Origin of the sequence: Limnothrix sp. FACHB-406 (assembly GCF_014698235.1) — a bacterium.
Lineage (GTDB): Bacteria > Cyanobacteriota > Cyanobacteriia > CACIAM-69d > CACIAM-69d > CACIAM-69d.
In genome coordinates, this window is the sequence record NZ_JACJSP010000005.1 from 166155 (window position 1) to 191903 (window position 25749).

Sequence of the window (25749 nt, forward strand, 5' to 3'; positions counted from 1 at the left end):
GGAGAATGCTTAGGTCGATCGCGGCAAACTCGTAACGGAAATATACCAGGTTGCTACGCCGCCTGCGATTGCCAAAACGGCCAACAACAGCAGCACCGCAGGCAACCCCCAATAGGCTTCGGCCACGCTGGAGAGGGCTAGGGGCAAACTGAGGGCCACGTTCACGGCGTTGTTTTGTAAGCCAAAGACTTTGCCGCGCATTTCTTCGGGGGTTTCGTGCTGGATGGTGGTTTGCATGGGGATGCCCACGAAGGCGGCGGCGGCTCCCAAACAGACGATCGCGGTCACTGCGCCCCAGAGGTGGGTGGTGGTGCTGGCGAGGGCCACGAGGGCCGCTCCCATGCCAAAGGAACCAAAGAGGGCCGATCGGGTGTAGGGCCAGCGGCTGCCAAATTGACCCAGCAGCAAGGCTCCCACCCCCAAGCCCGCACTCCCAGCCGCCAACAGCAACCCAAATTGGGAGGCTTTGATGTTGGGGATCACTTCCGCCATCCGCACGGCCAAAACCGCCAGGGCCGCGAAGATCGAAAACAGGATCGTGAGTTGAATCAGGGCGTTGCGGATCACGGGGCGATCGAGCAGATAGCGAAACCCGTCGCGCAAATCTTCCAGGACGTGGGGACGTTCGATCGTGTGGTCTTCGGGAGCTTCGCCGGTTTTCATCCACAGCAGCAGAGCGCCCGCGATCGCGTAGCTGCCACCGATCAACAGTTCTTGGCCTAGGTTTTCCCCCAGCCCCCAACGGGCAACCAGATGATTGGCCAGAGCCAGCAGCGGTTCCCCCACGGCAAACCCGACGATCGTGGAGGCCATCATGGTGGTGGTGTAGAGGGAGTTGGCCGACAGCAGGTGTTGCGGCGGCACGATCAGGGGAATGGTGGCTTGCTCGGCGGGGGCAAAGTATTGGGTGAGGGTGGAAACGCAAAAGGTCATGGCCAACAGGGCCCCAAAGCCGATCGGGATGCCCATCACCTCCGGGCCGTCAGCCGTCAGGGCCAACACCACCGGCAAGGCCAACACCAACAGCCCGCGCACCACATTGGTGACCACCAGCACGGTTTGTTTTTGCCATCGATCGACATAAATTCCCGCCAGGGAACCGAACAACACCGCCGGAATGGTGAAGGCGATCGTGATGGCGGAAACCCAGCCGCTGATGGTTTGGCCGGGTTCTTGGAACCGGGCAGCCACGATCGCGATCGCCATGATCAGATAAACCTTATCCGCCAGTTGCGAAAACACCTGCCCACTCCACAGGGCCAGGAAGTTGCGGTTTTTCAGCACCGGCAAGAATCCCGTTTCTTCGGGATCGGCGGGGGCGGGTTCGAGTCCTTTTTCCTTGGCCAGGCGAGCTGCCTCGATCGCTGCCTGGTCATGGCCCGCCCCATGCAGCACCAGTTCAGCCAACTCGTCCACCTCTTCCGTAAGCCGTTTTTTCAGGGGCAACGGTTGGGGGGCCGGCTGGCTCTTGTGCAGTTCCGCTGGGGGCGTGTCGGGTTGGGACGAAGTGGGGGACATGGGCGATCGGGGAAAAGATGGCAAGCGATGGAATCGAGTCGGCAACGGGCCCTAAACCGGTGGTTTGTGGAGAGTTACACCAAAGCAGGCGGGGCCAGGGCCGTGTTCAGGTAGGTTTCCAGGGATTTGGCCGATCGAATCCCCTGTCCAAAATGATATTGGGCATAGTGCCGTAACAGACGCTCCAGCCGCTGCCAATGGCGCAGGGGATCGGCCAAGGTTACCCGATCGCCCGGTGGTGACGCTGCAAATAAATCATTCAGGCTTTGCCACTCGGTGGCCGTTAAGCGCAAGGGCGAAAACTTGACCGAGACTCCCGAACTGGGCAGCACTCGTGTGGGTTGCCGCGCCGCCAACCAGGCCATCGCCTCGGGATTGTCCAGGGCTGCCAGGTCGATCGCCCCGCCCGCAGCGGCACTGAATCCCACCCGCCAATGGGGATCTGTCCAATCGGGGGCGATCGGGCGTTCCGTTAGATTGCATTGACCCAACTGCGGAGCCACCCCCGCCACCGCCAACAGGCGACCAATCCCGGCGCAGAGGATTGGCAACAACTGACCCAAGGCCACCACCCGATCGCTCGGTAAAGGCAGCGCCTCCAATGCATGAAGATCCTCATTCAGGGTGGTGAACAGATCCGGTTGGGGATGGCCATCCAATGCCTGAGCCAAGGCCAACTCGGCCCAATATTGAGCCGTCATCAGCTTCCCCAAATCCCTTGTTAGGCCCGCATAGGCCGTGATCGATTGGGCCTGGGTAATGCGATCGAGATTGCGCCCTCGGCCCACCAACAGCTCATTCACCACAAACAAATTACTGCGGCCCCCAATTTTCGATTTTGGCTTGCGTGCGCCGGGGGCCACCGCCCGAATTAACCCAAATTCCAAGGTCAAAATTGTGAGCAACAGATCCGACTCCCCCAAAGGCACGCCCTTGAGGTTAATGCCCGTCGCCTGGTAGGTGCGGGAATGGTTCATGCGGTGGGCGGCTCCTCCGTTTCAGCAGCCCAACCGGCCGAGCGATCGCGTCGCAAGAACTCCACCCCGCGTGATGTGCCCAAACGAGTGGCCCCGGCTTCAATCAGGGCGATCGCCTGATCCGTGGTGTGGATGCCGCCGGCCGCCTTGATCCCAATCCGGCCCCGGGTCCAATCCTTCAGCAACCGCACATCCTCGATCGACACGCCCCCATTCCAGCCCGTGTGGGTTTTCAGGAATGCCGCCCCCGCATCCATGGCAATTTCCACCGCCAATTGTCGCTCTGCCGACTCCAGCAGCGACCACTCCAAAATTACCTTCACCAACGCGCTGGCGCTGGCCATCTCCACAATTTCCGCAATTTCCCGATGCACCGCGTCGGCCGCACCGGCCTTCAGCCAACCCAAATTCAGCATCACCTCCAACTCCCGCGCCCCCTGCTCCAGGGCTTCTTCCGCCTCTGTGCATTTGGTTCGGGTGGTGGTGGCTCCGGATGGAAACCCGATCGGGCAAATCACCACCGGTCGCCGATTGTGCAACAACGACACCGCCTGGCGCACGTGGGTGGGCATCACACAAACGCCCGCAAAACCGAAGCGATCGGCCTCTGCGCACCACTGCTCCACATGCTGCGGCCCCGCCGCCGGGTGCAACAGCGCATGGTCAATGTGTTGGGCCAGGTCAATGGTTTCAGCCAGACGCTGATTCGTCTGTTCGTCAAAAGCGAGGGTCATCAAGGTTAATCCACGTTAATCCACTGGATCCACCGATCCAAAGGCAGGGCCACAACGGTCAGGATTTCCCTATTTTGTCGCAGATTTGGTGCGATCGGGCCGCCCCAGCCCCATCACCCGCTGGTCTCATCCCGATCGGGCGATCATTCAATCCACATTTCGGATTCAGTTGGTTTGCTCCTCAGGAAGGGGTTAAATCCCAATCGATAAGGTCACAATTCCTAGTGATCTCGATCAATATCCCAAGCGGTCGCAATTCCCTATACTTCTCAGACCTCATTAAAACTCTATGTTGAAGTTTTAATCGGCACTCAAAAACATCTGCACTGACAATGACTTGACCGTTCACTAATCAGCCTTTTCAACTGCCCGATCGCGCTTATCCTCTTGACCAGATCAGCCCAAAATTGACTGATCAACCATTCACAGATCAGCAACTCACGGATCAATCGCCACGGATCATCCTGAATTCTCATGCTAGCTGATGAACAACCAAGAAACCCAAGGTAGCTTTCGATCACAGCCCTGGCTGGCTGCTGAATGATCACTCAAGTTATCGTTGCCAAAAAATAATTTGAACCCAGAATTCAAATCATTAACAACAGCAATTCTAAGAGAATGTCTGAAAAGCCAAAATTGCTACTCCGTACGCTCCAGTGATCGATGGAAACAAGGGGCTTAAGCCCCTTGCCCCCACAACTATTGGTGTTTGGTACGGGTCAAAAGATACTTTTCAAATATCCTCTAATGATTGCCAAAATGATTAGCCTAGGTTTAATTCGAGATAAATATTTTAAAAATTTTCTTGTAGATTTTTATTGCTTCGCTTTTTGTGCAAGAAGGTCGATTTTTATACATTGTCCGTGTATTCTTGTATATTGAGTATGTTTCTATGTGCAGTTTGTGATCTGCATCTCTTCTCGTTTTGGATATTGACTGACAAATTTTTGCTGCCTGTTGAAGTGAATTGGCTACGGACGTTGATTGTTTAAGCCCCTACCGACAGAATCAAGCCCCTAACCATGATTCATCTGTCAACGCTTTTTCGAGTTTCCCAGGCGATCGCTCGTACCATTGAAATCAACGAGCTGCTACAAGTGTTATCCAGCCATGTTCTGGAATATTCAGGAGCAGAAAAATGCGCCCTGCTTCTATTGCAAGACGGCGAGTGGGAACTGCGAGCCTTGGCAGATTCTCGAGGGGTGCAGCTAACAACGCTGCCTCTTGCATATAGCCAAGATGTGCCCAGTAAGCTCATTCAATACGCAGAAACGCACCTAAAACCAATTGCCATTGAAAACCTTTGCACTGATTTGCCTGTAATTGGCAATTATTTAAAAATTCATCGCCCTCAAAGTTTGCTTTGCTTGCCATTGCTGAACCAAGAGACTCTGTTGGGCATTTTATATCTGGAACATCGATCGGCTCAGGGACTCTTTACGGACGATCGGCTCATGGTTTTGGATTGCTTGGCGAACCAAGCCGCGATCGCCCTAGATCATGCAAGGCTTTACCAAACCGTGCAACGCAATGAATCTCGTTTGCGTGCCGTGTATGAGTCTAATAATGATGCGATTATGCTCCTGAGCGAAAAGTGCTTTGTGGATTGTAATTCGGCAACATTGGCTATCTTTAAGTGCCCAGCAAAATCAGAATTTTGTGGTAAGCATCCTTCGCAAATTTCTCCGGAATATCAACCCAACGGGCGCTTATCGAGCGAGGCTGCGACTGATCATATTGTGACGGCACTCACCCGGGGCTATGACCGTTTTGAGTGGCAACATTGCCGCTGGGATGGCTCGGAATTTATTGCCGAAGTGCAGCTCTGCCGAATGGAAATAGATGATCAGGCAATTTTGCAGGCGATCGTTCGGGATATTAGCGATCGAAAGGCCGTGGAGGCGGCCATTCGCCAAAAATCTGCAGAACTGGAACAGGCACTCTTGCAACTGCAAAAGACACAATTGCAACTGGTGCAAATTGAAAAAATGTCGGTTTTGGGAAACTTGGTGGCAGGGGTAGCCCACGAAATTAATAACCCGATCGGGTGCATTGTGGGCAATGTTAGCGTTATGCAGAATTACGTCATCGACTTGATGGAAACCTTGGATCTCTATCAAGCGAATTTCCCTGAGCCGGGCATCACCATTGAACAGCAATTAGATGCGATCGACCTGGACTATTTGCGGCAAGATGTGCCGGATGTGATGCAAGCCATTAAGGATTCAGGCGATCGAATTGCCGCCATTAGCCAGAGTCTGAGAACATTTTCGCGAACAGATGGGGCTGAAAAGCAACTCTTTAATGTGTGTGATGGGCTTGATAGTACGGTTTTGATCTTGCGACATCGGCTCAAAGCCAATGAGCAACGACCGAAAATTGAAGTGGTGACCCACTATGACCAACTGCCGGAAATTAACTGTTTTCCGGGGCAACTCAACCAGGTTTTCATGAATATTTTGGCCAACGCGATCGACGCGATCGATGAATTGAGCGAAGGCAAAAGTTTTCAAGAACTAGCCCAATCGCCGCACCAAATTACGATCAGCACAAGGGCGATCGAGTCGGGAATTCAAATTACGATTGCGGATGATGGGCCGGGGATGCCCCCTGAGGTGCAGCGGCGAATTTTTGACTATATGTTCACCACCAAAGAAGTGGGCAAAGGAACCGGCTTAGGGTTGGCCATTGCCCATCAAATTGTGGTGGAAACCCATGGCGGGACGATCGATTTGCAATCCCAAGTGGGCGAAGGCAGCACATTCACGCTCACTTTGCCCTGTTGAAGGCCGGGCGAAAGGCTCGATCGAGAACCGGAGAGGATGTCTGAGTGGGTCTGAGCTTTGGGGCGATCGGCAGAGGCTACGCCGCAGGGGTGGGCGTGAGTTGCCCTTGCTGAAGCTGCCAACAGCGATCGGCCACATCCAAAAGATCACTGGGATCATGGGTGACCACCAACAAAGTCCAGTGAGCCTTCAATCGCGACAGCAAACCGGCTAACTGTTGCCGCATGGACCAATCCAACCCGGCGGTGGGTTCGTCCAACAGCAAAATGCTGGGTTGGCGAATCAGTTGCACTGCCAGAGCCAAGCGCCGTTGCTGGCCACCGCTGAGGGTGTAGGGCGAAATATTCAGGGCTAACTGTTCCAACCCCACAGCGGCCAGAGCCTCGTGAATTTGCTCTGAACTAATTTCCGGGTGGCCCAGCCGCAACTCTTCGAGCACGGTGGAGCCGCAAAAATGCCGCTCAGGAAATTGAAACACCAACCCCGCTAACTGTTGCAGGGACTCGGGAAATAGGGGGCGATCGCGCCACAGCACTTGTCCGCTGGTTTGGCTGGCCAAGCCGGCCAAGATTTCCAACAGGGTGCTTTTACCGGAACCGCTGGGGCCAATCACCAAGGTCAGTTGTTGGGGAACCAATTCCAGATTCACTTGGTGCAAAATGGCCTTGGCGGCGGCGGCGGGGTGATAGCTAACGGAGTCCAAACGCAGCATGGAAGAAAGGGGGCGCGGAGGTGGATCGGGCCCTATTGTAGGGGGCTACTCAACGGCTCGAATGAATGATTCAACGCATGTTCGATTGTTCGATCCGATATTTCGATACGTTCAGGAGTGATGGTTATGGATCTCGGCCGCTTTGTTGCTCAAGGGCGATCTCCTGTGGTGGCCGATCGCGCTCGAAAGCGATCGACTCGGCCCCGCCTGTCCCGATCAAGGTCAAGATCAGTGGCCTGGCTGGCTGGGGCGATCGGGCTGTTCTGGGGCTGGGGGGCTTGGCCGGCCGGGGCGGATCCGTTCCGATCCCAGAATCCTCGCCCCGTGGGCGATCGGGCTGAGGCGGCCTTCGTCATGCTGTTCAAAAATGGCAATTATCCCGTCGCTCGCCGTTTAGCCCAAGAGGCGATCGCCCAAGAACCCCAAGAGCCTTTGGGCTATGCCTTAGCCGGTGCATTGGCCTATCTCGATGGTCAGTGGGATCAGGTGCAAACCGCCGCCAATCAGACCCTTACCGCTGCCAACACCCTCAAAACCACTGATGCCCTGCGCGGTAATCTCTACATCGGCGTGGGACATTTCTTGGAAGGGGCGTTTATTGTGTCCGAAGGTGGTCGCGGCCCCCTTCAGGGTGCACCAGAAGCCTTGGCCAAACTGTCCCAGGTTAACGAAGCCTTGGATGCAGCGGCGGCCATCAGTCCCAACGATCCGGAACTGAACTTGATTCGGGGATCGCTGGATGTGTTGTTGGCGGATAATTTGCCCTTTGGCAATGTGGATGGGGCTGTGAACTCCCTCCAGCGGGGCAGCCCCGACTATGTGGTCGATCGCCTGTTGGCGGCCATTTACCGCCGGCGCAAAAACTTTTCCCAGGCGATCGCCTCAGTCGATCGCGCCTTGGCCAAGAGTCCCCAAAATCCCGACCTTTGGCATTTAAAAGGGCAAATTCTCTACGAACAAGGACGCAGCAGCCAAAATCTTGATTTGCTGAAGCAATCGGAAGCCCTGTTTTTGCAGGTGTTGGCCCAGCGGGAGCAAATGCCCCGCGCTGTGATTCGGCACTTGGAAAAAAATGAGTTGCGGCGAGTGCAGCGGGAAATTCGCAACCTGCGCGGCTAATTTAGACCCCTGATTGGAATCCGTATGTCGCCGATATAAAACCGGTACAAAATCGGCACGCCATCAGCACGCGATTGACCAAACCTGACAAAAAAAGAAGGGGCCGAAGCCCCCTGCTGAATGGGTACTGAAGCCTGAATCTTGCTGAAATCTTGCTGAAATCTTGCTGAATTGGTGATTTGCACCAGATCGATCGACCTGTTTGGGCGATCGAATCAGCCTTAGCGGCGACCCATATCCCTGGCCATATCTTTGAAGCCATTCAGGCTGGGGCCCGGACGACGACGCGGCGTGTTGCTGGGCACAAACTTCGATGCAAAAGCCGTTTCCGGCGGCAGGGTCACCGGGGCCGGAGCGGGCTTAGGTGGCTCGGGCGGCTTGGCCGGGGCTGCGGGGGCTGCGGCCTTGGCTGCTTTAATGCTGGTTTTGGTGCTCTTGGGAGCTGGGGCCGGAGCTTCCGGAGCGGCGGCCACGGGGGCTGCCGGTTCCGCAACCACAGCGGGGGCTTGGGGAGCCGGGGCGGCCGGGGTGCTGTCTCCCGTACCTTGTGCATCACCAATTTCCAAGAAGAAAGCGTCTTTTTGGGAACCGAAGAGGTTCTTCAGGGGGCCGATCGGCATGGTTTCGTCGTCAGGTGAGTGGTGGGGTTTTAGCCGTTGCGAGAACCGTTGCGGGATTGATGAGGCGATCGCAAGTGAGACCTCGCCCTGACGCTCCACACAGGAAGTGGCTCTGGGGTAAGGTTTGGGGTCGATCGCCAAGACAGCAATTGGGCCGGCTGCTCATTCACCGGTAAAGGCGGTCTTTACAGACTAGGTACAATTGCTTACAAAATGCAATGTTTCGCAACACTTGTTCTCAGCATTGTATCTGTCCTCGGTTCGATCGACGAGGGGCCGTGGATGATTATCTGGAATTGATGTTTTGATCGCTGGTGTTTTTAGTTTTGATCGCTGGTGTTTTTACGTTTCGGATCTTTCGGATCTCGACGTTCACGGAGCGATCGCTAGCGAGTGAGGCGACGTTCGATCGCGTCGGCCACCGCCGTAGCCACCGCAACCCGCGCAAAGTACTTATCCTCTGCGGCAATCAAAGTCCAAGGGGCCAAGGGCGTGTGGGTTCGTTGCACCATTTGGTTCACTGCCACCGAATACAGGGGCCACCGCTCCCGATTGCGCCAATCCTCGTCAGTGAGTTTGTATTGCTTGAAGGGATTGTCTTTGCGTTCCTGGAACCGGCGCAGTTGTTCTTCTGGGCTGATGTGCAACCAAACTTTCACCAACACCATGCCACTGGACATTAGTTGGCTTTCAAATTCATTAATTTCCTGATAGGCCCGTCGCCATTCCGTTTCGGTGGCAAATCCTTCAATTCGTTCCACCAAAACCCGCCCATACCACGATCGATCAAAAATCCCGATCGTGCCCGCCGCCGGTAACCAGCGCCAAAATCGCCATAGGTAGTGGTGCGCGCGTTCCTCCGCCGTGGGGGCCGCAAAGGCATGAACCCCATAGCTGCGGGGATCCAACATGCCCGTTAACCGCGAGATGGCTCCCCCCTTGCCCGCCGCGTCCCAACCTTCAAACAACACCAACACGGGTAACCGTTGGCGATGGATTTGCATTTGCAGCGATCGCAGCCGGGCCTGCTGTTCCGCCAGTTTCCGTTCATATTTACTGCGAGACAGGGCTTGACTGAGGTTCACCCGTGCCAGCAAGTCCGGTTCACCGGGATGCAACTCCGCTTGGGCCGGCAGGGCGGGCGGGGGAGAAGCCTGGCTGCGTTGGCGATCGAGTGCTCCGGCAATGGTGGCAATGGTTTCGCTCAACACTTTGATCACCGCCCAGCGGCGGCTGTTGCCTTCCACCAAAGTCCAAGGAGCCGCTCCTGTGCTGGTTTCCGCCAGCATCGCTTCCGCCAAGTCCCGATATTGGCGATAGTGCTTGGCCTGTTGCCAATCTTCCGGTCGCACCCGCCATGCCTGAAAAGGATCCGCTTGGTATTTTTTCAGGCGCTTTTTCAGCTCATCACGGCCGAGATGAATAAAAAATTTGGCGATCGCCGCGCCTTCATCCGCCAACTGTCGCTCAAAGGCATTCACTTCCCGGGTGGCTTCGGGAAACTGTTGATCCGGCAGCCGGCCAAACAGGCGATCTTCCAGCAGGTGGCTATACCAACTGTGATAGAACAGCCCGATCGTGCCCGCTTCCGGCAACCGCAACCAAAAACGCCGTAACCAGGGAAATCCCAGCTCATGGGGTTCTGGCGGAAAAATTGGATGTACTTGAAAGCCGCGTGGATCCAAGGAGTCGCGCAATTCCTTGACGATCGCCCCCTTGCCCGCCGCCGCCCAGCCTTCCAGGGCAATGATCACCGGTAATTGGGCTTCCCGACAGTCCGCTTGGAGCGATCGCAACTGAAGAGCCAAGCGATCGCGCTCTGCGACATAGGTGGCCTTATCCAGCTTCAGGCTGAGATCCAACATGTCCAGCATGGCTTGTCCTCCAGGCGAGCAGTGGCACGAAGCAACGGCAGCAATCACAGTGCATGGCGGGCAGTGACGGAGCCTGATGCACAATCACCGTCATCGCCAACCACCGCAGCGCGGCCTTGCGCTTACGGCCATCAATTGCCACAACCTTAGCGATTGCTGTTCCGGTCTGCTGCAAAACGTAAAGAAGACTTTAGTCGAGCAACTCCTCAGCCCGATTGTCATCCATCCAAATTGCCGCGAAAACGGCCGCAATTTGCTGAAAACAGCCCGATCGACAAGAGTTCGATCGGGCCACTTGGCAGGGTGTGATTGACGAAACTTGGAGGTCTTGCCCGCAAGTTCCATTAAGTTTCAATCAAGTTTCAAAGGAGTTTCGTTGAGTTGCGATTCAAAAATTATTAAATCTTGATCAATGTTTTTGATTGTTAGGAATCTGATCATTTTCGATTTCGGTTTTGATCAATGTCCTATGAATGCTTGATGTTGATTAGGGTTCAATAGTTTTGCCTGTAATCTATGCTCTATCTACGCCTTGAAACCTTGATTGGAATTTCTTAGCCGGACAACTCAGACCATCCAACTCATTCCTAGCTAATTGAATCAAAGTCGCTGCCTTTGGTTATTCATTGCTTGGACTTGAGGTCAAGGATTTCCAAATCGAAATTCAGGGCTAGGGGGGTGCTCATTGCGATTATTACTCCCTGAGTTGGTAATGGGTATGACTGATTCTTGGCGCGATCAGATGCAATCGGTGGTTTTGGAGCTAGGGCAGATCTCGCTAAGGACGGCAGAAGCGGTTCAATGCCTCTCCAGTCAGCTCGATCGGCTGAGTCAATGCTTGGAACAGCAGGGTGAATTTTTGCAAAAAACTTTGCAGCAACAGGGACAACAAATCGAAGAAAAGATCGAGCGCCAGATCGAACAACAACTTGAATTGCAAAGTTGGCAAATTCAGCAACAATCGAAAGAGATTCATCAACAGGTGAATCAGCAAGTTAATCAGCAAGTTAATCAGCAAATTGGAAAACAAATCGAACAGCAGATTAGCCAGCAGATTGAGCGACAAATTCAGCAGCAAATTGTGCTGCAAAATCAGCAAATGCAGCAAATTCAGCAAATTCAGCAACAGGGACAACAATTGCAACAGGTTCTAGAGCAATTCTGCCAACGCAATCTTGAACAGCAGGCCCAACATTGGGAACAGCAGGGGCAGTTATTGGCCCAACAGAATCAACATTTGCAACAGCAAGGACAGCAAATTAAACAGCAGGAATATCAGGTGTTTGCCCTTTGCGATGTGTTGCAAGCTCTGGTGAGTCAGCAAACGGCTACGCATCAAGCGATGGCTCAACTGATCGACCGGTGGGCGATCGACCTGCCATCGCCCGCACCGACTGAGCCATTGCGTACCCTGTCGCCCTGGGTAACGGCCGGAACAACGGGGGGTGATGGATTGGCCCAGGTCGATCGCGCCGATCGGCTGGACAACGCCCAAGCAGCCACGAACGCCGGTCACCCTGGGGAATCCGATCACCCCTTCGCCCTTGCGGCTCCGCCAAGTCTTTGGCCAAGTTCGGAGTCGATCGCCCCTCAGACCTTTGGGGACAGTCCGCCTTTAGGGCCAATCCTCCCCTATGAAGATGTATCCTTTGCTACTGGCTACTCGGTTGGATAGTTCGCTGCGATATGATGGGGCCCAAAACCGCTTAAGGTGTTCTTAATTCGACGTTTGAACCGGATATTTCCCGGATTGTTCACTGCCTTGGGGAATAGTGGATTTTACGGTGGGCTTTTGTGGATGGGGGCCGATCGCGCCTGAAGACCCTCGCGCCTGACGATCACGGCCATGGCCTGAGAAGTGGAATTCAGACGCTGCGATCCAGACGCTGTGATCCAGACGTTACGATTCAGACGGTCAGAAGTACGGTATCCCTAACCTCCTGGCAGAGCGATCGCGCCATGTGTTCTGAAGTTGCTGCCGTAGTTGCCGCCGTACAATGGCCATGGGGTTTTTCGGCCCCATGGGGTTCATCCAAGGCGATCGACATCCTGCGCCATTCGGTGGCAGGCCGTTGATCCATGTCAATGGTTGTCGTGAAATATCGATGTTTTGTATTGCCTGAGGTTAGCACCGCCGGTGTCTGCCCAAGAGTCGTTACCATCCCCGATCGATCCCCTCGTTCAACCCGACCCTGAGCGAGTCTTTGCGCTGATCGATCGCATCTTGCCGTTTGAAGTTTGCCTCTATCACCAAGTCTTGCCCCTAGACCGGCAAGACAATCAAATCATTTTGGGCGTGGTGAATCGCGACGCGGACTTGAGCTATGTCCAGCGGATGCTCGCTCACCTGAATGATCAGTTGGTCTACCGCCCGATCGCCCTGGAAACCCAACAGGAGCTACTTTCCGCATTTTTGAGCTACGACTGTCAGCGAAAGTCTGAGGGTTATGTAGAACCCAGCCATTCTGAATCTTGGCAACCCTCCTTGGGCAACTCCCAATCGAACGCCGCTCCAGATTCGCCAGCGGCCTCGTTGGGCCATGGCACCTTGGGCGCGGGAACGGATTCCGGGCCGTTGGATCCGGAGCTGCGTCCCCTGGTGGAAGTCAGCGATTGTCTGTCGGATTTACAACCGGCCTTGCCACCGATCGAGCATGGTTTTGTTGTGGATGATTTGATGGACGATTGGGACGATGAGGAGCTAGATGAGTTGGGAGAAACCATCAGCGCTCCCGCAGACTTTGCGCACTGGAATCAGCTTGGTGCTCTGTCGCCCCCAGGCGAGCTAGATCCAGGCGAAGACATGGAAACCCAACCGGTTGGTCGGTTTCAAAACCATGACAACCCCGAACCATTTGACCCTTGGGCCAGTCCCCAGAATTGGTTAAGCGCTGGCAGTTCCGAGGAACATCAGTTGCATCACCTGGCGGCACATCCCTCGCTGCTGGATCCTGGGTCATTGGATCCCGGATCAATGGATTTGGGAGCGGTGGATTTGGGAGCGGTGGATGTGACCGAAACCTTGGTGACGGCGGCCCAAAGTACCCCAGATCCTGATTGGCAACAATTGCACCGGAAGGGGGAGTTAGCGGAAGCCTGCGGCTCCCCTTCGCTGACACCGGATGATATTCCGGATCTACCTATGGATACCCTTACAAACCATGCAGTGGTGACTGCCAGTGACCGAGGCACAGGACAGGGCGCGGCCCCTTCCCTGTTGCCCGTCGATTTATCAACTGAGCGACCGACCAATGGCCCCGTAGATTTACCGGCGGAGTTGGCGGAGTTGGAGCAAGCTTTGGTGCAGGCGTTGGAGCGATCGACTCCGCCGGCCCAAACCGCTGTTCCGAGTGCTTCGGAGGTGGAGGCCGCTTGGATTCATCCCACGGTGTCCGTCCCGATCGAGTGGGCCGACTTAAATCCCAGTCCTCTGGTGTTGCACACTCGCTATGCCGATCGCCCGCTGTCGGAATTGGGAGATTTGCCGCCTCGGGCCCTGATGCAGGAGTTGTTGCAACGGGCGATTGAAGGAGGGATTGGCCGGCTATATTTTGATCGCCCTGAGATCGATCGCACCCGAATTCTCTGTAGCCGCGATGGGATTATGCAAGCGGCCCTGGATCCGTTGCTCCCTTCCACCTTTCAAGGGGTGATCGATGAGCTAAAGTTACTCGCTAATTTGCCCCTGTTGCCTCCCGTGGGGAAACCGCGCCAGGTCGAGATCGAGCGCATCTATCGCAGTGAGTTGTTGCTCCTGCGGTTGCGAATTGCGCCGGGCCGGTTGGGCGAAGAAGCCACGTTGCAGGTTTTGCGGGGAGCGGCCTTGAAGTTTCATCAGCGCCAACAGCTCTCGAAACTGAGCCAAGACGCGATCGACCTGACCCGCCAACTGCAAAAGAAGCTGGCGGAGATGCAGGTGCGGGCTTCCCTGTCTCAAGATTTCAACCCCCGATCGCAGGAGTTGACGCAACTGATGGGAGTGGTGCAGCGGTTAATTGAGCGGCTGGGCAACTGGCGATCGATCTAGCGGCTTGTTAGGCGCTGGCCGCCTTGTTGGTCTTTTCAGACTGGTCTTGTTTGGCATCGGCTCAAGAAGCCTGGCGATCGGGTTGGGGTTGCGCCATGGCGCGATCGAACCGGCCCTTGGGAATGGCCGCGATCAGTTGGCGCGTGTAATCTTCCCGAGGGTGGTCATAGACCTGATCAGCGGGGCCCAATTCCTCAAACCGGCCTTGGTTCATTACGGCGATGCGATCGCTCATGAACTTCACCACGCCCAAGTCGTGGGAGATGAAAATGTAAGTCAAACTAAATTCGCTCTGCAATTCCTTCAGCAAATTCAGCACCTGCGCTTGCACCGACACATCCAACGCCGACACGGACTCATCACAGATGAGAAACTTGGGATTCAAGGCCAGCGCCCGGGCAATGCAAATCCGTTGGCGCTGACCGCCAGAGAACTCGTGGGGATAGCGGTTCATCCAGTCGGGCTTGAGACCCACCCGCTCCAGGAGGTAGGCCGCCTGCTCGCGATACATTTTGCGGGCGGGTAGGGGGTGGTTGGTTTTGCCTTGGGCATGGATCAGCATCGGTTCCATGACTGCGGCCCCGATGGTCATTCGCGGATTCAGGGAACTGAAGGGATCTTGGAAAATAATTTGCATTTCGCGCCGCAGGGCCCGTAGCGCCTTGCCCTTGAGCTGCAAAATATCTTGGTCATCAAAGCGAATTTGGCCACCCATGGGTTCAATCAACCGCAGGAGCGATCGCGCCAGGGTGCTTTTGCCGCAACCACTTTCACCCACCAGGCCCAAGGTCTCCCCAGGAAACACCTCAAAGGACACACCATTCACAGCCAAGGCGTGCCGTTGGGCCATGCTCAGCCAGCCCTTGACCGCGTAGGCCACGCGCAAATCCCGCACGGACAGCAGGGGCGGCAATGCTTGGAGTTTGGTGAGTCGATCGCGCGTTTCGTCCGGTGGAATGGCCAGGGCGATCGGGGTCTGGGGCGCAAGGGATGTGGCAGATGAGCCGGCAGATGAACCCGGTTCGATCGGGGCTGAATCCCGCGCTGCTGCACTCAAAAAGTCCGCCACCGTGGGCAAATAGCGCAGCCGCAATTCTGGGCGCGGCCGGCAGGCCAGCAGCCCTTGGGTATAGGGATGTTGGGGGGCGGTAAAAATTTGTTCCACGGATCCCTGCTCCACCAACTGCCCCTGGTACATGACCGCCACATCGTCCGCCAGTTCGGCAATTAGCCCCAAATCGTGGGTGATGAACAGGATGGACATGGCGCGGTGGCGTTGCAACTCCCGCAGCAGTTCTAAGATCCGCGCCTGCACGGTCACATCCAAGGCGGTGGTGGGTTCGTCGGCAATCAAAATCGCCGGGTCGCCGGCCAGGGCGATCGCGATCGTCACCCGCTGGAGCTGACCACCGGACATTTGGTGGGGGTAGCGATCGAGCATGGCCTGTTGGCGTTGGGTCACGGCCTGTTGCAATTCCCGATCGCTGGGGTTGCCGTTGCGCCACTGATCGCGAATTTGGGCCCGCAGTTCCAACTCCGGCGGCAATAACTTCACCTCCTGCAACAGGGCGATCGCCTGTTGTCGGGCCGCTGCCTCCGACAGGCCCCGGTGCAATCGAATCGCCTCAATAATCTGAAACCCACAGGTATAGACCGGATTCAGGGCGCTCATGGGTTCCTGAAAAATCATGCCAATCCGTCGCCCTCGGTAACGCCGCAGAGCTTCCGGTGAAAGCTTCAGCAAATTCACCGCTTCTTCGGCATTGGGTTCTCGATACCAAATGCCATCCCCCCTGACGCGACCCAATTCGGGCAGCAACCCCGCGATCGCCAAGGCCGTGACGGATTTTCCCGAGCCAGATTCCCCCACCAGTCCCAAGGTTTGACCGGGCTGTAACTGCAAGGACAACCCATCCACCGCTCGCATGGCCGACTCACCGGCACCAAATTCCACTTGCAAATTGCGAATGTCAAGGACGGGGGAGAGGGTCATAGGTTGCCAAAGGGTGCGTTGCCAAAGGGTGCGATCGAGCGGGCGACAGTGAAACTATCCACCCAGGAAATTTGCCCTGATTCTACCAACTGAATTTCTGAATCTCTTTCCGAACGATTGATCGGCTGATCGGCCTAGCGCCAGCCAAACCAACGCCACCCGTAGCGCAAGCCCTGTTGGAAGTGGGTCAAGGTGGTGAGCACGGCCAACAGGAGATAAAAACCCCGCACGCCCCAAGTGCAACCTTCCAACAGTTGCTCAATGGATTTGGTTTGCCAGCGCAGCAAATTGGCCAGGGTGGCTTTCACCTGTCGATCGATGGTGGGAATTTCCCGCATGGCATCCGGAGCCAAGGGCAATTCCGGATAGCGAGCTGAGTAGGTATAAAACCCCCAAAGGCCGCTTTGTCCCACCTGCTTGCTCAAAAAGCGCTCAACTTGAATTTTGGCTTGCTCGGGCGTGATCCGTTGATGGTCGGCGGCGCGGTTAATCCAGGCCTGTTGCCGCACGGCCGGAGCAATGGCAAACAGACCGGGCACGGCCACGGCCAACACGAGTGCGGTGAGTTGTTGGCCCCGAGGAGGCGGCAACACACCGGCCGCGATGCCTGCGCCCATGCCCAACACGGCAAACACCAACAGATTCAGCAGTTCCAAAATTTCCAAACTGCGGAGGAAATGGCCCACGTAGGCCACTTCGTAAATGTTGGTTTCTCCGAGCCAAGCGATGGCCCAGCGGGCCGCCGCCGTGGCCCCGATCGCCAGGGCTAGAATGCTCACCCAGCCGATGACCCGTGGTGTGGACAGGGTGGCATCCGTGGCGGCCACGGTATGAACAACCGATCGCTCCGAGGGTTGCCCAGAACGTGCCCCTCCGGCCCGGCGTGATCGACTCGAAGGCTGGGTCACCAATGGGCGAGGCGCGATCGTCCCGGCTCCTTGCAGATCAATGCCCATTTGCCAACTGGGAGCCGCCGCTCCGGGCGCATAGCCCTGCACCACCACCCGCCGCACCACGGGCGCAGCCAGCCCCAGCATTCCCCGCCGCACAAAATCCACCAAAAAGTCCTGATCCGGCGGCCCCAACTCGCCCGCCGCCATCACCGTCAGGCAATCCTGGATCAGATCCGTGCGGACTTGTACCCCGGCAGGCTCAAGGGATTGATTCATCAACCGGGCGATCGCCATGGGATCTCCCTGGCGAGCAAGATCAAGAACCGAAGATTGCGCCGTCATAGGCCCTGGTGCAGCAGTACCAAAAAAGAGCAATAGCAATCGTCCTGGTTTGGCATTTCCCCCCTCCCAGCGACGATGCGAACCAAAGTTCTAAACCGAAAGCGAACTCACGGGAAAGCGATCGAAACCGGACTCTGAATCCATGGTTCAGAATCCGGCCCATTGATTTTCGTTTCCGTCACTTTCAACCAGAACCGTCTCTATTTTGCTTCAGCGGTGTAGGTTTGCCGTAGGCTGCTGCTCCCTCAACCGAGGATCCTTGGGAATGACCAACAGTTGGGGCAGTGGATGGGACAGTGAATAGGGCAGTGATGAGAACAGCGAAAATGCCCACATGGCCTCGCCATAGCCCCGCTATCGTCCCGATCGGGTCATCTCGCCTACACAGCCGCAGCCAGGGGCAGAGACTCGGTAATTAGGGTTGCTTTGGGGCTGACATCTCGCAAGGATTTACCCATCACTTCCGCTGGTAGGCAAATTAGACCATCGCCGTGGGTGCTAATCAGACCGCGCTTCCGCAGTTTCCCCATCAGGCGGGTCACGGTCACTCGCGTTGAGCCGATCGCACTGCCAATTTGGGCATGGGTTAGCGTCCAGGGCAAGTAATAGCCATCGTCACAGGTTTGACCAAACTCCTCAATCAGGAGGGTCAGATAACCCAACAGGCGATCGATCGTGCGGCGTTGGCCCAAGGTGCTCAACCAAAGCAGCTTCCGTTGGTGCTGTTGACGGAACGCATCCAGCACTTCGCGGCGGAAGTGGGGCCAGTTTTCCAAGTCGTTCCAATACATCCACAGCACACTGGTGCGATCCACATGGGCGTAGCTTTGGAGCGCGAAGGGCGACTGGGCAATGATTTCAAAGGGCTGCCCAGGCCCCACAAACCCCAGAAAAGCCTCATCCATTGCGGGATCGAGTCCGTCCTCGTCTTCATCTTGATCCTGAATGGCAGCCGTGGCAGTCATGACCGACGAGCCAACCAGTCGCACCGCACCGCGCTCTACGAGATACAAGAGGCCCGGGCGAGTGGGAATCTTTTCATCTTTGCCGAAAGTGCGGCAGCGGTAGTGATCCTGGGCCCAATCCAGCACACGCTGCCAAGTCAGGAAGGGGCGATCAAATTCGGACTGCGTCAGAGGCGAATACATGACAGGAAACCCAGTGCAAAAGGGACAGCGATCGAACGTAGATAGCCCAAGGGATCACCCGTATCATAACCGTGAAAATACGGAGGCCCCATTCCTGAAACAGCTCGTTTACATTGCACCCAAAATCTCATGGGTTCTAGTTTCGGGCTGCTGGTTTCGATTTGGGATGGAGGATGTATCAAAGTTCCATTGCTGCCCAGTATATTCAAAACTCGGGAAAAACTCGGGTAGATATCTGCCCAATTTTTTCACAGTTTTCCTGGGCTTAGTCAAACAAGCCACAATCCCTGATCTGGGTGGCATGAACTGCTCGATCGGCCGGTTGGGTTTGCTGATTTGACATTGACTTGGCCAATTTGATCTCGATTTATTTCATCGGTTTATATCGATGAGTAGATATTTTGGGTAATATTTTGAGAAAACCGCCTTAGTTCAGTTGGTTCCTTTGGTTCCTTGGATCGATACAACGCGATCGGGGGGCGATCCACAGGATTTGCGCCGACTCAGCCCCAAAATCATGACGCGCGAAAAAATTTCTCAAGTGCCCCAACCCTTGATGGGGACGGGTTTCCATGACAAGGACGTGAATTTCTGATGGATTTTGGGTGGCGATGGGGTGACAGATTCAAATTCCTCGGCTATCATTCTGGTGGTGTGTGAGGAGCGAACCAGTAAGAGTGCCGAGACGAAACACGGACAGTCGTCGGCACTCTTTCTGATCAAGGGGTATATTCAACCCATCGAAGCCGGCCACCAAAACCGATCGAGATGCAGTCGATCGAGACAAAATTAATCGAGAAAAATCAATAATGCTGATTTTGTCGTCCCAGCCTTCAGCACTTCAAGAAAAAGGCGGTTTGCGACAAAGCACTTTGACGGCTGGTTCATCGTGATTCAGCCTCTGAAGATTGATTTCCTGAAAATCATTTTCCTGAGCGTACTTTTCCTGCGAATAATTTCCTGAAAACGCTGAATGCCTGGAGGCTTCGGCGATTTTCTGTGGCGATCTTTCAACGGGGCGATCAGCTTAATCAGGCAATTGGTTTAGATCACTATAACCCTTGCTGTTGTTGGGTTTCGCGCCTCAATCCAACCTACAAGATGATCGTTGATCAGTCGATCTGGAGGAAAGGGGTTTTCGTGAACGAGGTCTGGTGAATTCAATTAGGCAATTGGTCTAGCGATTAGCTGATCTTGACTATTCGATTAGTTGATCAAATTAAGCAATGGGTTGAGGACGTGGAGTTGAGCCACAGAATGAGAAACCGGCCCGTGCAAAATGACCGCGGCCCCTGGCAACAGGTTAACGATCCCCCGAGGACTTGGTGGGGGTGAGGTTCCGGATCGGAAACCCACACCCGAAGCACGGGAAATGGGGCGATCGGCCCGCACTGTGGGTCATAGAGTCTCGATCGGGGTCTGTCTCAGACGGGGTTAATTCGTAACGAGGGGTGGACAATTGTAAACTTCGCGTTAGAATTGCGCCAAAATACTTGCTTCAAACCACCACGATCTTCATTTTTCTTCAATAAACCTATGGCTAGTGCGTCTTCTGTGGTAAGTAAACCGGCGGCGGCAGAGGCAGTGCAGTTGCCCTTCGATGTCAAGCAACAAATTGAGTTCCTGCACCTGCAAGCGGATATCGAGTCCCTGTTGCAACAGTTGCAAGCCCTTTCGCGGCAGCGTCTCGACTCCTAAGGTTCTTTGCTCCGTTAGGTTGGTTATCCGCCTAGTTCAGTCCATCCTGCGATCGCGGCTTTGGTTCGTTCAATACCCAACTGTGGGTCTGCCATGCCTGCTCAACACTTGAGCGATCGCCCTGGAATACTGTGCTGGGCGGTTTATTTTTTCACCTACGCAAATTGGAGTCCACCTCCAAACAGCAAATCCGAAAGATCCGGCGGAGCAGCTCGGAATCCTTCGGATTTTGGGAATGATTTTGGATCTGTTTAGATCTCTATTTGGATCTATTTGGATCCATTTAGATCTGTCTAGATTTGCCTGGCTCTACTGAGAATTTCTGAGCCAGAAGCCCTAGCGCTGGTCGATCGGCTCTGGCGCTGGTTGGTCTTGGGCTTCGGAGTTGGGGTTGGGGGCGATCGACTCTGCGGTAACCGTTTCCGTTTGCACGGACTCCTTGCGCACCGAGAATCCCCAAATGAAGGTGATGGCGATGAAACTGATCGTCATCCAATCGGGCGGAACCCAAAGATCGACCCCCAAGGCTCCCTCGATCGCCTTCAAAAACAGACGCGCACCGACAAACCCAACGGTGACGTAGCCAGCGGCCGCCAGGTTTTCATACTCATCCAACCAACGGATAAACAGCCCTGCCATGAAGCGCAGGGTGATGATTCCCAGGGTTCCCCCCGTCAGCACCAGCCAGGTGTGGTCAGAAATGGCGATCGCGGTGGTGACGCTATCCAGGGAAAAGGCCAGGTCGGTGAAGGCAATGGTGGGAACGGCTTGCCAAAGATTTTGGAACCGAAATGCCTTGTGGCCCTCGCCATCGTCGTCATTTTCCCCCGTGAAAAACTTGAAGCTGAGCCACAGGAGATAGAGGGCCCCCACCATTTCAATTTGCCAATAGCGGATCACCCAAGTGGCGAGCAAAATCAGGGCAATGCGCAGAATGAAAGCTGCCACTAGCCCAAAATTTAAGGCCCGGGTGCGTTGTTGGGGATCCTGCAATCCTTGGGCGATCGCAGCGAGGGCGATTGCGTTGTCTGCCGAGAGCACGGCCTCCAACGCCACCAACACCAATAACAACAGCGCGGTGTCAACGCCAAAGCTGGGGTAAAAGTCGAGGAACTGATCGAGCATTTCGGGCCAATGGTCTGATGGCAAATTTTGCAACTCCTACTAGCCTAACGCTGTTATTACGCCTTGTAACGAACCTATTCCTGAATTGAGCCGGGTGGTTGAAAGTAGTGAAGTCAGTCCCTTTAACATCTGGAGTCTTTAGAGCGATGCTTTCGGATACGCAAGTTTACGTCGCCCTAGTTATTGCCATCATCCCCGGCATTCTGGCTTTCCGCCTTTCGACCGAACTGTACAAGTAAGTTCGAGTCCGTTCGAGTCCGTTGATCGGCAGCTAATCAACAGCTCTCGATCATTGAGTTCTTGGTCTTGGGGGGTCGCGATCGCGAGCCTGTTCAAGATCGGTTGAGCAAACCCCCAGTGGCGATCGCGACCGGGGGTTTATCATGTTTGGCTGCCGATCCCTGGCGGGCGATTGGGTGGCTGATGGGTTCTGAGCAAAACGTTCTTGAAGAAAGCACTCATCAAGAAAGCGTCCATGAACAAACCGCTGATGAACAAACCGCTAGTGGGGCGGAAATACTGAGGGCGATCGAGCCAGCGCGTTACCCTAGAGGCGAAAACCATCAAGAATTGTGAAGCCTGAGGAGTTTGCTGGATGTCTTCGCCACCTCCGAACTCGATCGCCCCGTCCTCGTCCGCAGCGGATCCCCAACCCCCGATCGCCCCAGAACTCCCCCTCCCCAAAACCTACCGAATTTCAATTTTGATTCGGCTCACCCTGGTTTTGCTTTATGGGGCCCTAACCCTTCCGCTGCCCTTTCTGACCCAGGTGAATGGGGCAGCCAACGATCCGAGCATTTCCCCAAGCATTTCGCCCTCGACACTGTGGGTTGGCCTGGCGATCGGGCTGGTGTTGTTGTGGGGGGCCTTATCTGAACAGGTGGAGCTAACCACAGAAGGGATCCGCGTCACCTATCCCGTTTGGTTTCGCTGGCTGATTCGCAAGGGTTGGTTTTTGCCCTGGAGCGATATCCAAGCGCTGAAACCCAAAACGACCGGTCAAGGTGGCTTGGTTTACTACTTCCTGAGTCGATCGGGCGAAGGCTATTTGCTGCCCATGCGGGTTGCGGGCTTTTCCCGTTTGGTGAAGCAAGTGCAAGGACAAACGGGCCTTGATATGCGTGATGTCAGGCCCTTGGCGCAACCTTGGATGTACATTGCCCTGCTGGGTTGCGCCCTGTTGCTATTGCTATGCGATGTGTGGGTGATTGCCACCTTGCACCAAGCCTAGGGGCACGGCAGGTCAAAAGGGCCAAGTCAAATTCTCTTTAACTTTTGCCCTGCTGAGCTAATCGCTGAGGAGTTACTAAGTGTTGGTTTTGTCGAGCACCCCGTTGAGAAAAATATCAGCAATGCCTTCAGCCATTTCCTGAAGTTCTCGGGGGGAAATATTCGGCTCCATAATTGTCAACTCGCTGAAGCCGGCGATCGCGAACATGCCCAAAAAGACCCGCGCAATGATGCGGGGATTCATGGGGCGATAAATTCCCCGATCGATCGCAGTTTGGAAAAAGGCTTCGGTCACATCCATCATTTTGGCAATCACCTCCACCTGGATCCGATCGCGCAATTCTGGGTGAAATTGAGCTTCCATGAAACAAACCCGCATCATGTCGGCGTTTTGCTTCAGGTTGCTCATCCGCTTGCGCATCACTTGCGAGATGGCTCGATAGCTGGCCATTTCGCTGAGTTCCATCAACAGGTCTGTTAGGATTTCGACCCAACCTTGGGTGGCAATTTCCACCAAAATCGATTTTTTGTGATCAAAATGCCGAAACAGGGTTCCTTCGGCCACGCCAGCCGCCCGGGCCAGGTCGCGGGTGGTGGTGGCATCGTAACCCTGGCGGGCAAATAGCTGCTGAGCCGCTTGCAGAATGCGGGTGCGGGTTTCAGTTTCAGAAGGGGATGGGCGGTGAGCGATACGCAGCATGGCTAGGACTCCTTGGACGCAAGCCAGTGGGATTAGGGGTGCAAAAAGGGGTGATCGACCATTAGGAAAAAAGATGGGTGAACAACAGAAGGTCAAGAGAAAATGGCAAGGGGCTAATTGATCGCTATTGTCAACGGGGCCAGGGGCTACTGGGTCTGGAATTAAGGGAACGTTATAAAACTGATCCTTTGCCTACCGAAGTTCATGATTCCGTAAGTTTCGGCCGATGGCTTTGAATTACCCATGAAATCCGGCGGCTCGACTATGCTGGAAGCTGCTCGCCAGCTTGGGTCACCAGGCTGGTGTTTCAATCAAGGCAATATTTCTTTAAATTTGCCTGAGGCGGGTGCGGCTGTTCTCCACCTTTAAACGCTCTTTGAACGCGATCGGCACTGTAATTCTCACTTCAACATATACCCACGATTGGCAGGCATGTTGTCAGGCATAAATCACGGCAAATGGCAGCAGTTAGGGCGATCGGGCGATCGCTTGGCATTGGTGCATCATCTGGGACAAGTCCTGCGGGATCAGGGTTTGGGCCTTGTCCGGGCGATCGGGCTGGTGGCCGGCTTGGCGGGTCTCACAGGATCCCTGTGGTTGGGTTCCGGTGTGGTTTCGGCGGCCTGGGCCCTGGACACATCGCCATGGTTCTCTGGGCCATCCATGACGACTGTTGCCCCCGATGCTGCTTCTAAAGTCATTTCTACTTCCCCCACGTCTGAGCCGATGAGCGGCCCGGTGGTTAGCAACGTGATCAGCAAAGACGTAACGACGGCGGGGCTGAATGGCCACTCGGCCACAGCCAAGGCCGCATCGATTAAGCCCTACCTCGATCGGGTGCAACAGCAAATCACTGAATTCACCCTCAAGAACGGGATGAAATTCATTGTGCTGGAGCGCCACCAGGCTCCGGTGGTGTCCTTCATGACCTATGCCAATGTGGGCGGTGCGGAAGAGCCGGACGGCAAAACAGGCGTGGCCCACTTTCTGGAGCATTTGGCTTTCAAGGGATCCAGCCGGATTGGCACAACGGATTTTGAGTCAGAAAAGGCGATTCTCGATCGAATGGATGCCTTGATGGCCCAATACGAAACGGTGCGCGACCAGGGCAAAACCGCCGAAGCCCAACAACTGCGCCAACAGTTGCTGGCCTTGGAACAGCAGGCCCAACCCTTCGTGAAACAAAACGAGTTTGGGCGGTTGGTGGAACAGGCGGGCGGCGTGGGGTTAAATGCCACCACTTCTGCGGATGCCACGCGCTATTTCTACAGTTTCCCAGCCAATAAGCTGGAGTTGTGGATGTCGCTGGAGTCAGAACGCTTCCTGGATCCGGTGTTTCGGGAGTTTTATAAGGAACAGGATGTGATCCTGGAAGAGCGCCGGATGCGCACGGATAACTCCCCGATCGGGAAGGCCGTGGAAGTGTTTTTGGAATCAGCCTTTAAGGTTCATCCCTACCATCGGCCGGTGATTGGCTATGACGAAGACATCCGCAACCTGACCCGGTTGGATGTGCGCCGTTTCTATGAGGCCCATTACCCGCCCAATAATCTGACGGCGGTGGTGGTGGGGGATGTGGTGCCGACGGAGGTGAAGCGGCTGGCGGAAATTTATTTCGGTCGATTCCAACGGCGGCCCCTGCCGAATTTGCCAATTCCGGTGGAGCCGCGCCAAACAGCCACGCGATCGGTCAATTTGCAGCTTGAATCTCAGCCTTGGTACTTGGAGGGCTATCACGCACCGGCCAAGACGGATCCCGATTATGTGGTCTATGAGGCGATCGCTAGTTTGCTGTCGGATGGGCGCACTTCTCGCCTTTATCAGTCGGTGGTGCAGGAAAAGCAATTGGCCCTCTCGATCGCGGGTTTATACGGGTTTCCGGGCGATCGCTACCCGACACTGATGCTGTTTTATGCCCTGAGTGCGCCGGATCATTCTGTGGATGAAATTGCGGTGGAACTGCATCGCCAACTCGATCGCCTGAAAAATGAGCCGGTGAGCGAGGCGGAACTAGAGCGCGTGAAAACCCAAGCCAGGGCCAACCAACTGCGGGCGATCGACTCCAACAGCACCATGGCGGCCCTGCTGGCGGAATATCAAGCCAAAACGGGCAATTGGCGCAATTTGTTTGCGGAGCTAGATCGAATTGGCTCGATCTCGCCGGCCGATGTGCAACGGGTGGCTCGCAAGACCTTCACCCCTGAAAATCGCACGGTGCTGAAGCTATTGCCCAAATAGCCTTTGGGGCGATCG

Annotated in this window: 21 protein-coding genes; 9 read left to right on the forward strand and 12 right to left on the reverse strand. The window is 55.3% G+C overall.

Annotated elements, in window-relative coordinates:
* Positions 1–9: 9 nt before the first annotated feature.
* The 3 genes from H6G53_RS07405 to deoC form a co-directional block, all read right to left on the reverse strand.
* On the reverse strand, positions 10–1518 hold the full coding sequence (locus H6G53_RS07405; RefSeq protein WP_190531761.1) for an MFS transporter: 1509 nt from the start codon (positions 1516–1518) through the stop codon (positions 10–12).
* A 74-nt stretch (positions 1519–1592) separates the two neighbouring features.
* Positions 1593–2495 (reverse strand): DNA repair protein RecO, encoded by a 903-nt coding sequence (gene recO, locus H6G53_RS07410; RefSeq protein ID WP_190531764.1) that lies wholly within the window; start codon positions 2493–2495, stop codon positions 1593–1595.
* Positions 2492–3229, reverse strand: coding sequence for a deoxyribose-phosphate aldolase (gene deoC, locus H6G53_RS07415; protein WP_190531770.1), 738 nt, complete (start codon positions 3227–3229; stop codon positions 2492–2494). Before deoC ends, recO begins: the two co-directional genes overlap by 4 nt.
* A 1022-nt stretch (positions 3230–4251) precedes the next feature.
* On the opposite strand from deoC, the gene H6G53_RS07420 reads away from it, so the two are divergent.
* Positions 4252–6015 (forward strand): ATP-binding protein, encoded by a 1764-nt coding sequence (locus H6G53_RS07420; RefSeq protein ID WP_190531772.1) that lies wholly within the window; start codon positions 4252–4254, stop codon positions 6013–6015.
* 76 nt (positions 6016–6091) lie between these two features.
* Here the strand turns inward: H6G53_RS07420 and H6G53_RS07425 are convergent, their stop codons facing one another.
* Positions 6092–6727, reverse strand: coding sequence for an ABC transporter ATP-binding protein (locus H6G53_RS07425; RefSeq protein ID WP_099535021.1), 636 nt, complete (start codon positions 6725–6727; stop codon positions 6092–6094).
* A gap of 126 nt (positions 6728–6853) precedes the next feature.
* Here H6G53_RS07425 and H6G53_RS07430 point away from each other — a divergent pair, with 126 nt between their 5' ends.
* Positions 6854–7846 carry a Sll0314/Alr1548 family TPR repeat-containing protein gene (locus H6G53_RS07430; RefSeq protein WP_190531774.1) on the forward strand — a complete coding sequence of 331 codons (993 nt, stop codon included), beginning with the start codon at positions 6854–6856 and terminating at the stop codon, positions 7844–7846.
* 221 nt (positions 7847–8067) lie between these two features.
* Here the strand turns inward: H6G53_RS07430 and H6G53_RS07435 are convergent, their stop codons facing one another.
* Both H6G53_RS07435 and pap read right to left on the reverse strand, forming a co-directional pair.
* Positions 8068–8466: a hypothetical protein gene (locus H6G53_RS07435; RefSeq protein ID WP_099535019.1), complete on the reverse strand. Its 399-nt coding sequence runs from the start codon at positions 8464–8466 to the stop codon at positions 8068–8070.
* A 386-nt stretch (positions 8467–8852) separates the two neighbouring features.
* The gene (pap, locus tag H6G53_RS07440; protein WP_190531777.1) at positions 8853–10340 is read right to left on the reverse strand and encodes a polyphosphate:AMP phosphotransferase; all 1488 of its coding nucleotides are present in this window, start codon (positions 10338–10340) and stop codon (positions 8853–8855) included.
* 718 nt (positions 10341–11058) lie between these two features.
* On the opposite strand from pap, the gene H6G53_RS07445 reads away from it, so the two are divergent.
* On the forward strand, positions 11059–12015 hold the full coding sequence (locus H6G53_RS07445) for a hypothetical protein (RefSeq protein WP_190531778.1): 957 nt from the start codon (positions 11059–11061) through the stop codon (positions 12013–12015).
* Positions 12016–12247: 232 nt separating this feature from the next.
* Here the strand turns inward: H6G53_RS07445 and H6G53_RS07450 are convergent, their stop codons facing one another.
* The gene (locus H6G53_RS07450; RefSeq protein ID WP_158234538.1) at positions 12248–12421 is read right to left on the reverse strand and encodes a hypothetical protein; all 174 of its coding nucleotides are present in this window, start codon (positions 12419–12421) and stop codon (positions 12248–12250) included.
* 56 nt (positions 12422–12477) lie between these two features.
* Here H6G53_RS07450 and H6G53_RS07455 point away from each other — a divergent pair, with 56 nt between their 5' ends.
* On the forward strand, positions 12478–14367 hold the full coding sequence (locus H6G53_RS07455) for a hypothetical protein (RefSeq protein ID WP_190531781.1): 1890 nt from the start codon (positions 12478–12480) through the stop codon (positions 14365–14367).
* Positions 14368–14428: 61 nt separating this feature from the next.
* On the opposite strand, the gene H6G53_RS07460 is transcribed toward H6G53_RS07455, so the two are convergent.
* The 3 genes from H6G53_RS07460 to H6G53_RS07470 form a co-directional block, all read right to left on the reverse strand.
* Positions 14429–16360 carry an ABC transporter ATP-binding protein gene (locus H6G53_RS07460; RefSeq protein WP_190531783.1) on the reverse strand — a complete coding sequence of 644 codons (1932 nt, stop codon included), beginning with the start codon at positions 16358–16360 and terminating at the stop codon, positions 14429–14431.
* Positions 16361–16494: 134 nt separating this feature from the next.
* Positions 16495–17595, reverse strand: a complete 1101-nt coding sequence (locus tag H6G53_RS07465; RefSeq protein WP_190531785.1) for a hypothetical protein — start codon at positions 17593–17595, stop codon at positions 16495–16497.
* 380 nt (positions 17596–17975) lie between these two features.
* Entirely contained in the window at positions 17976–18743 is a 768-nt protein-coding gene (locus H6G53_RS07470; protein WP_190353727.1) for a Crp/Fnr family transcriptional regulator, read from the reverse strand.
* Between the two features lie 445 nt (positions 18744–19188).
* On the opposite strand from H6G53_RS07470, the gene H6G53_RS07475 reads away from it, so the two are divergent.
* Positions 19189–19338 carry a hypothetical protein gene (locus H6G53_RS07475; RefSeq protein ID WP_190531786.1) on the forward strand — a complete coding sequence of 50 codons (150 nt, stop codon included), beginning with the start codon at positions 19189–19191 and terminating at the stop codon, positions 19336–19338.
* Positions 19339–20279: 941 nt separating this feature from the next.
* Positions 20280–20441, forward strand: coding sequence for a hypothetical protein (locus tag H6G53_RS07480; protein WP_190353726.1), 162 nt, complete (start codon positions 20280–20282; stop codon positions 20439–20441).
* Between the two features lie 336 nt (positions 20442–20777).
* Here H6G53_RS07480 and H6G53_RS07485 read toward each other — a convergent pair whose 3' ends face one another.
* Positions 20778–21566, reverse strand: coding sequence for a TerC family protein (locus H6G53_RS07485; protein ID WP_190353725.1), 789 nt, complete (start codon positions 21564–21566; stop codon positions 20778–20780).
* 146 nt (positions 21567–21712) lie between these two features.
* Between H6G53_RS07485 and psaM the strand changes: the two genes are divergently transcribed.
* Entirely contained in the window at positions 21713–21805 is a 93-nt protein-coding gene (gene psaM, locus H6G53_RS07490) for a photosystem I reaction center subunit XII (protein ID WP_099535010.1), read from the forward strand.
* A 356-nt stretch (positions 21806–22161) separates the two neighbouring features.
* Positions 22162–22797, forward strand: a complete 636-nt coding sequence (locus tag H6G53_RS07495) for a hypothetical protein (RefSeq protein ID WP_190527745.1) — start codon at positions 22162–22164, stop codon at positions 22795–22797.
* Positions 22798–22872: 75 nt separating this feature from the next.
* Here H6G53_RS07495 and H6G53_RS07500 read toward each other — a convergent pair whose 3' ends face one another.
* Positions 22873–23496, reverse strand: a complete 624-nt coding sequence (locus H6G53_RS07500; protein ID WP_199291392.1) for a TetR/AcrR family transcriptional regulator — start codon at positions 23494–23496, stop codon at positions 22873–22875.
* A gap of 432 nt (positions 23497–23928) precedes the next feature.
* Between H6G53_RS07500 and H6G53_RS07505 the strand changes: the two genes are divergently transcribed.
* Positions 23929–25734: a pitrilysin family protein gene (locus tag H6G53_RS07505; protein ID WP_242030801.1), complete on the forward strand. Its 1806-nt coding sequence runs from the start codon at positions 23929–23931 to the stop codon at positions 25732–25734.
* Positions 25735–25749 lie beyond the last annotated feature (15 nt).

Coding starts and splice junctions, on each gene's coding strand:
- H6G53_RS07430 (WP_190531774.1), top strand. CDS start 6,854: ATGGATCTCGGCCGCTTTGTTGCTCAAGGGCGATCTCCTGTGGTGGCC.
- deoC (WP_190531770.1), bottom strand. CDS start 3,229: ATGACCCTCGCTTTTGACGAACAGACGAATCAGCGTCTGGCTGAAACC.
- H6G53_RS07465 (WP_190531785.1), bottom strand. CDS start 17,595: ATGACGGCGCAATCTTCGGTTCTTGATCTTGCTCGCCAGGGAGATCCC.
- H6G53_RS07485 (WP_190353725.1), bottom strand. CDS start 21,566: ATGCTCGATCAGTTCCTCGACTTTTACCCCAGCTTTGGCGTTGACACC.
- H6G53_RS07435 (WP_099535019.1), bottom strand. CDS start 8,466: ATGCCGATCGGCCCCCTGAAGAACCTCTTCGGTTCCCAAAAAGACGCT.
- H6G53_RS07445 (WP_190531778.1), top strand. CDS start 11,059: ATGACTGATTCTTGGCGCGATCAGATGCAATCGGTGGTTTTGGAGCTA.
- H6G53_RS07470 (WP_190353727.1), bottom strand. CDS start 18,743: ATGTATTCGCCTCTGACGCAGTCCGAATTTGATCGCCCCTTCCTGACT.
- H6G53_RS07425 (WP_099535021.1), bottom strand. CDS start 6,727: ATGCTGCGTTTGGACTCCGTTAGCTATCACCCCGCCGCCGCCGCCAAG.
- H6G53_RS07480 (WP_190353726.1), top strand. CDS start 20,280: ATGGCTAGTGCGTCTTCTGTGGTAAGTAAACCGGCGGCGGCAGAGGCA.
- recO (WP_190531764.1), bottom strand. CDS start 2,495: ATGAACCATTCCCGCACCTACCAGGCGACGGGCATTAACCTCAAGGGC.
- psaM (WP_099535010.1), top strand. CDS start 21,713: ATGCTTTCGGATACGCAAGTTTACGTCGCCCTAGTTATTGCCATCATC.
- H6G53_RS07450 (WP_158234538.1), bottom strand. CDS start 12,421: ATGGATCAACGGCCTGCCACCGAATGGCGCAGGATGTCGATCGCCTTG.
- H6G53_RS07460 (WP_190531783.1), bottom strand. CDS start 16,360: ATGACCCTCTCCCCCGTCCTTGACATTCGCAATTTGCAAGTGGAATTT.
- H6G53_RS07420 (WP_190531772.1), top strand. CDS start 4,252: ATGATTCATCTGTCAACGCTTTTTCGAGTTTCCCAGGCGATCGCTCGT.
- H6G53_RS07500 (WP_199291392.1), bottom strand. CDS start 23,496: ATGCTGCGTATCGCTCACCGCCCATCCCCTTCTGAAACTGAAACCCGC.
- H6G53_RS07405 (WP_190531761.1), bottom strand. CDS start 1,518: ATGTCCCCCACTTCGTCCCAACCCGACACGCCCCCAGCGGAACTGCAC.
- H6G53_RS07495 (WP_190527745.1), top strand. CDS start 22,162: ATGTCTTCGCCACCTCCGAACTCGATCGCCCCGTCCTCGTCCGCAGCG.
- pap (WP_190531777.1), bottom strand. CDS start 10,340: ATGCTGGACATGTTGGATCTCAGCCTGAAGCTGGATAAGGCCACCTAT.
- H6G53_RS07505 (WP_242030801.1), top strand. CDS start 23,929: ATGTTGTCAGGCATAAATCACGGCAAATGGCAGCAGTTAGGGCGATCG.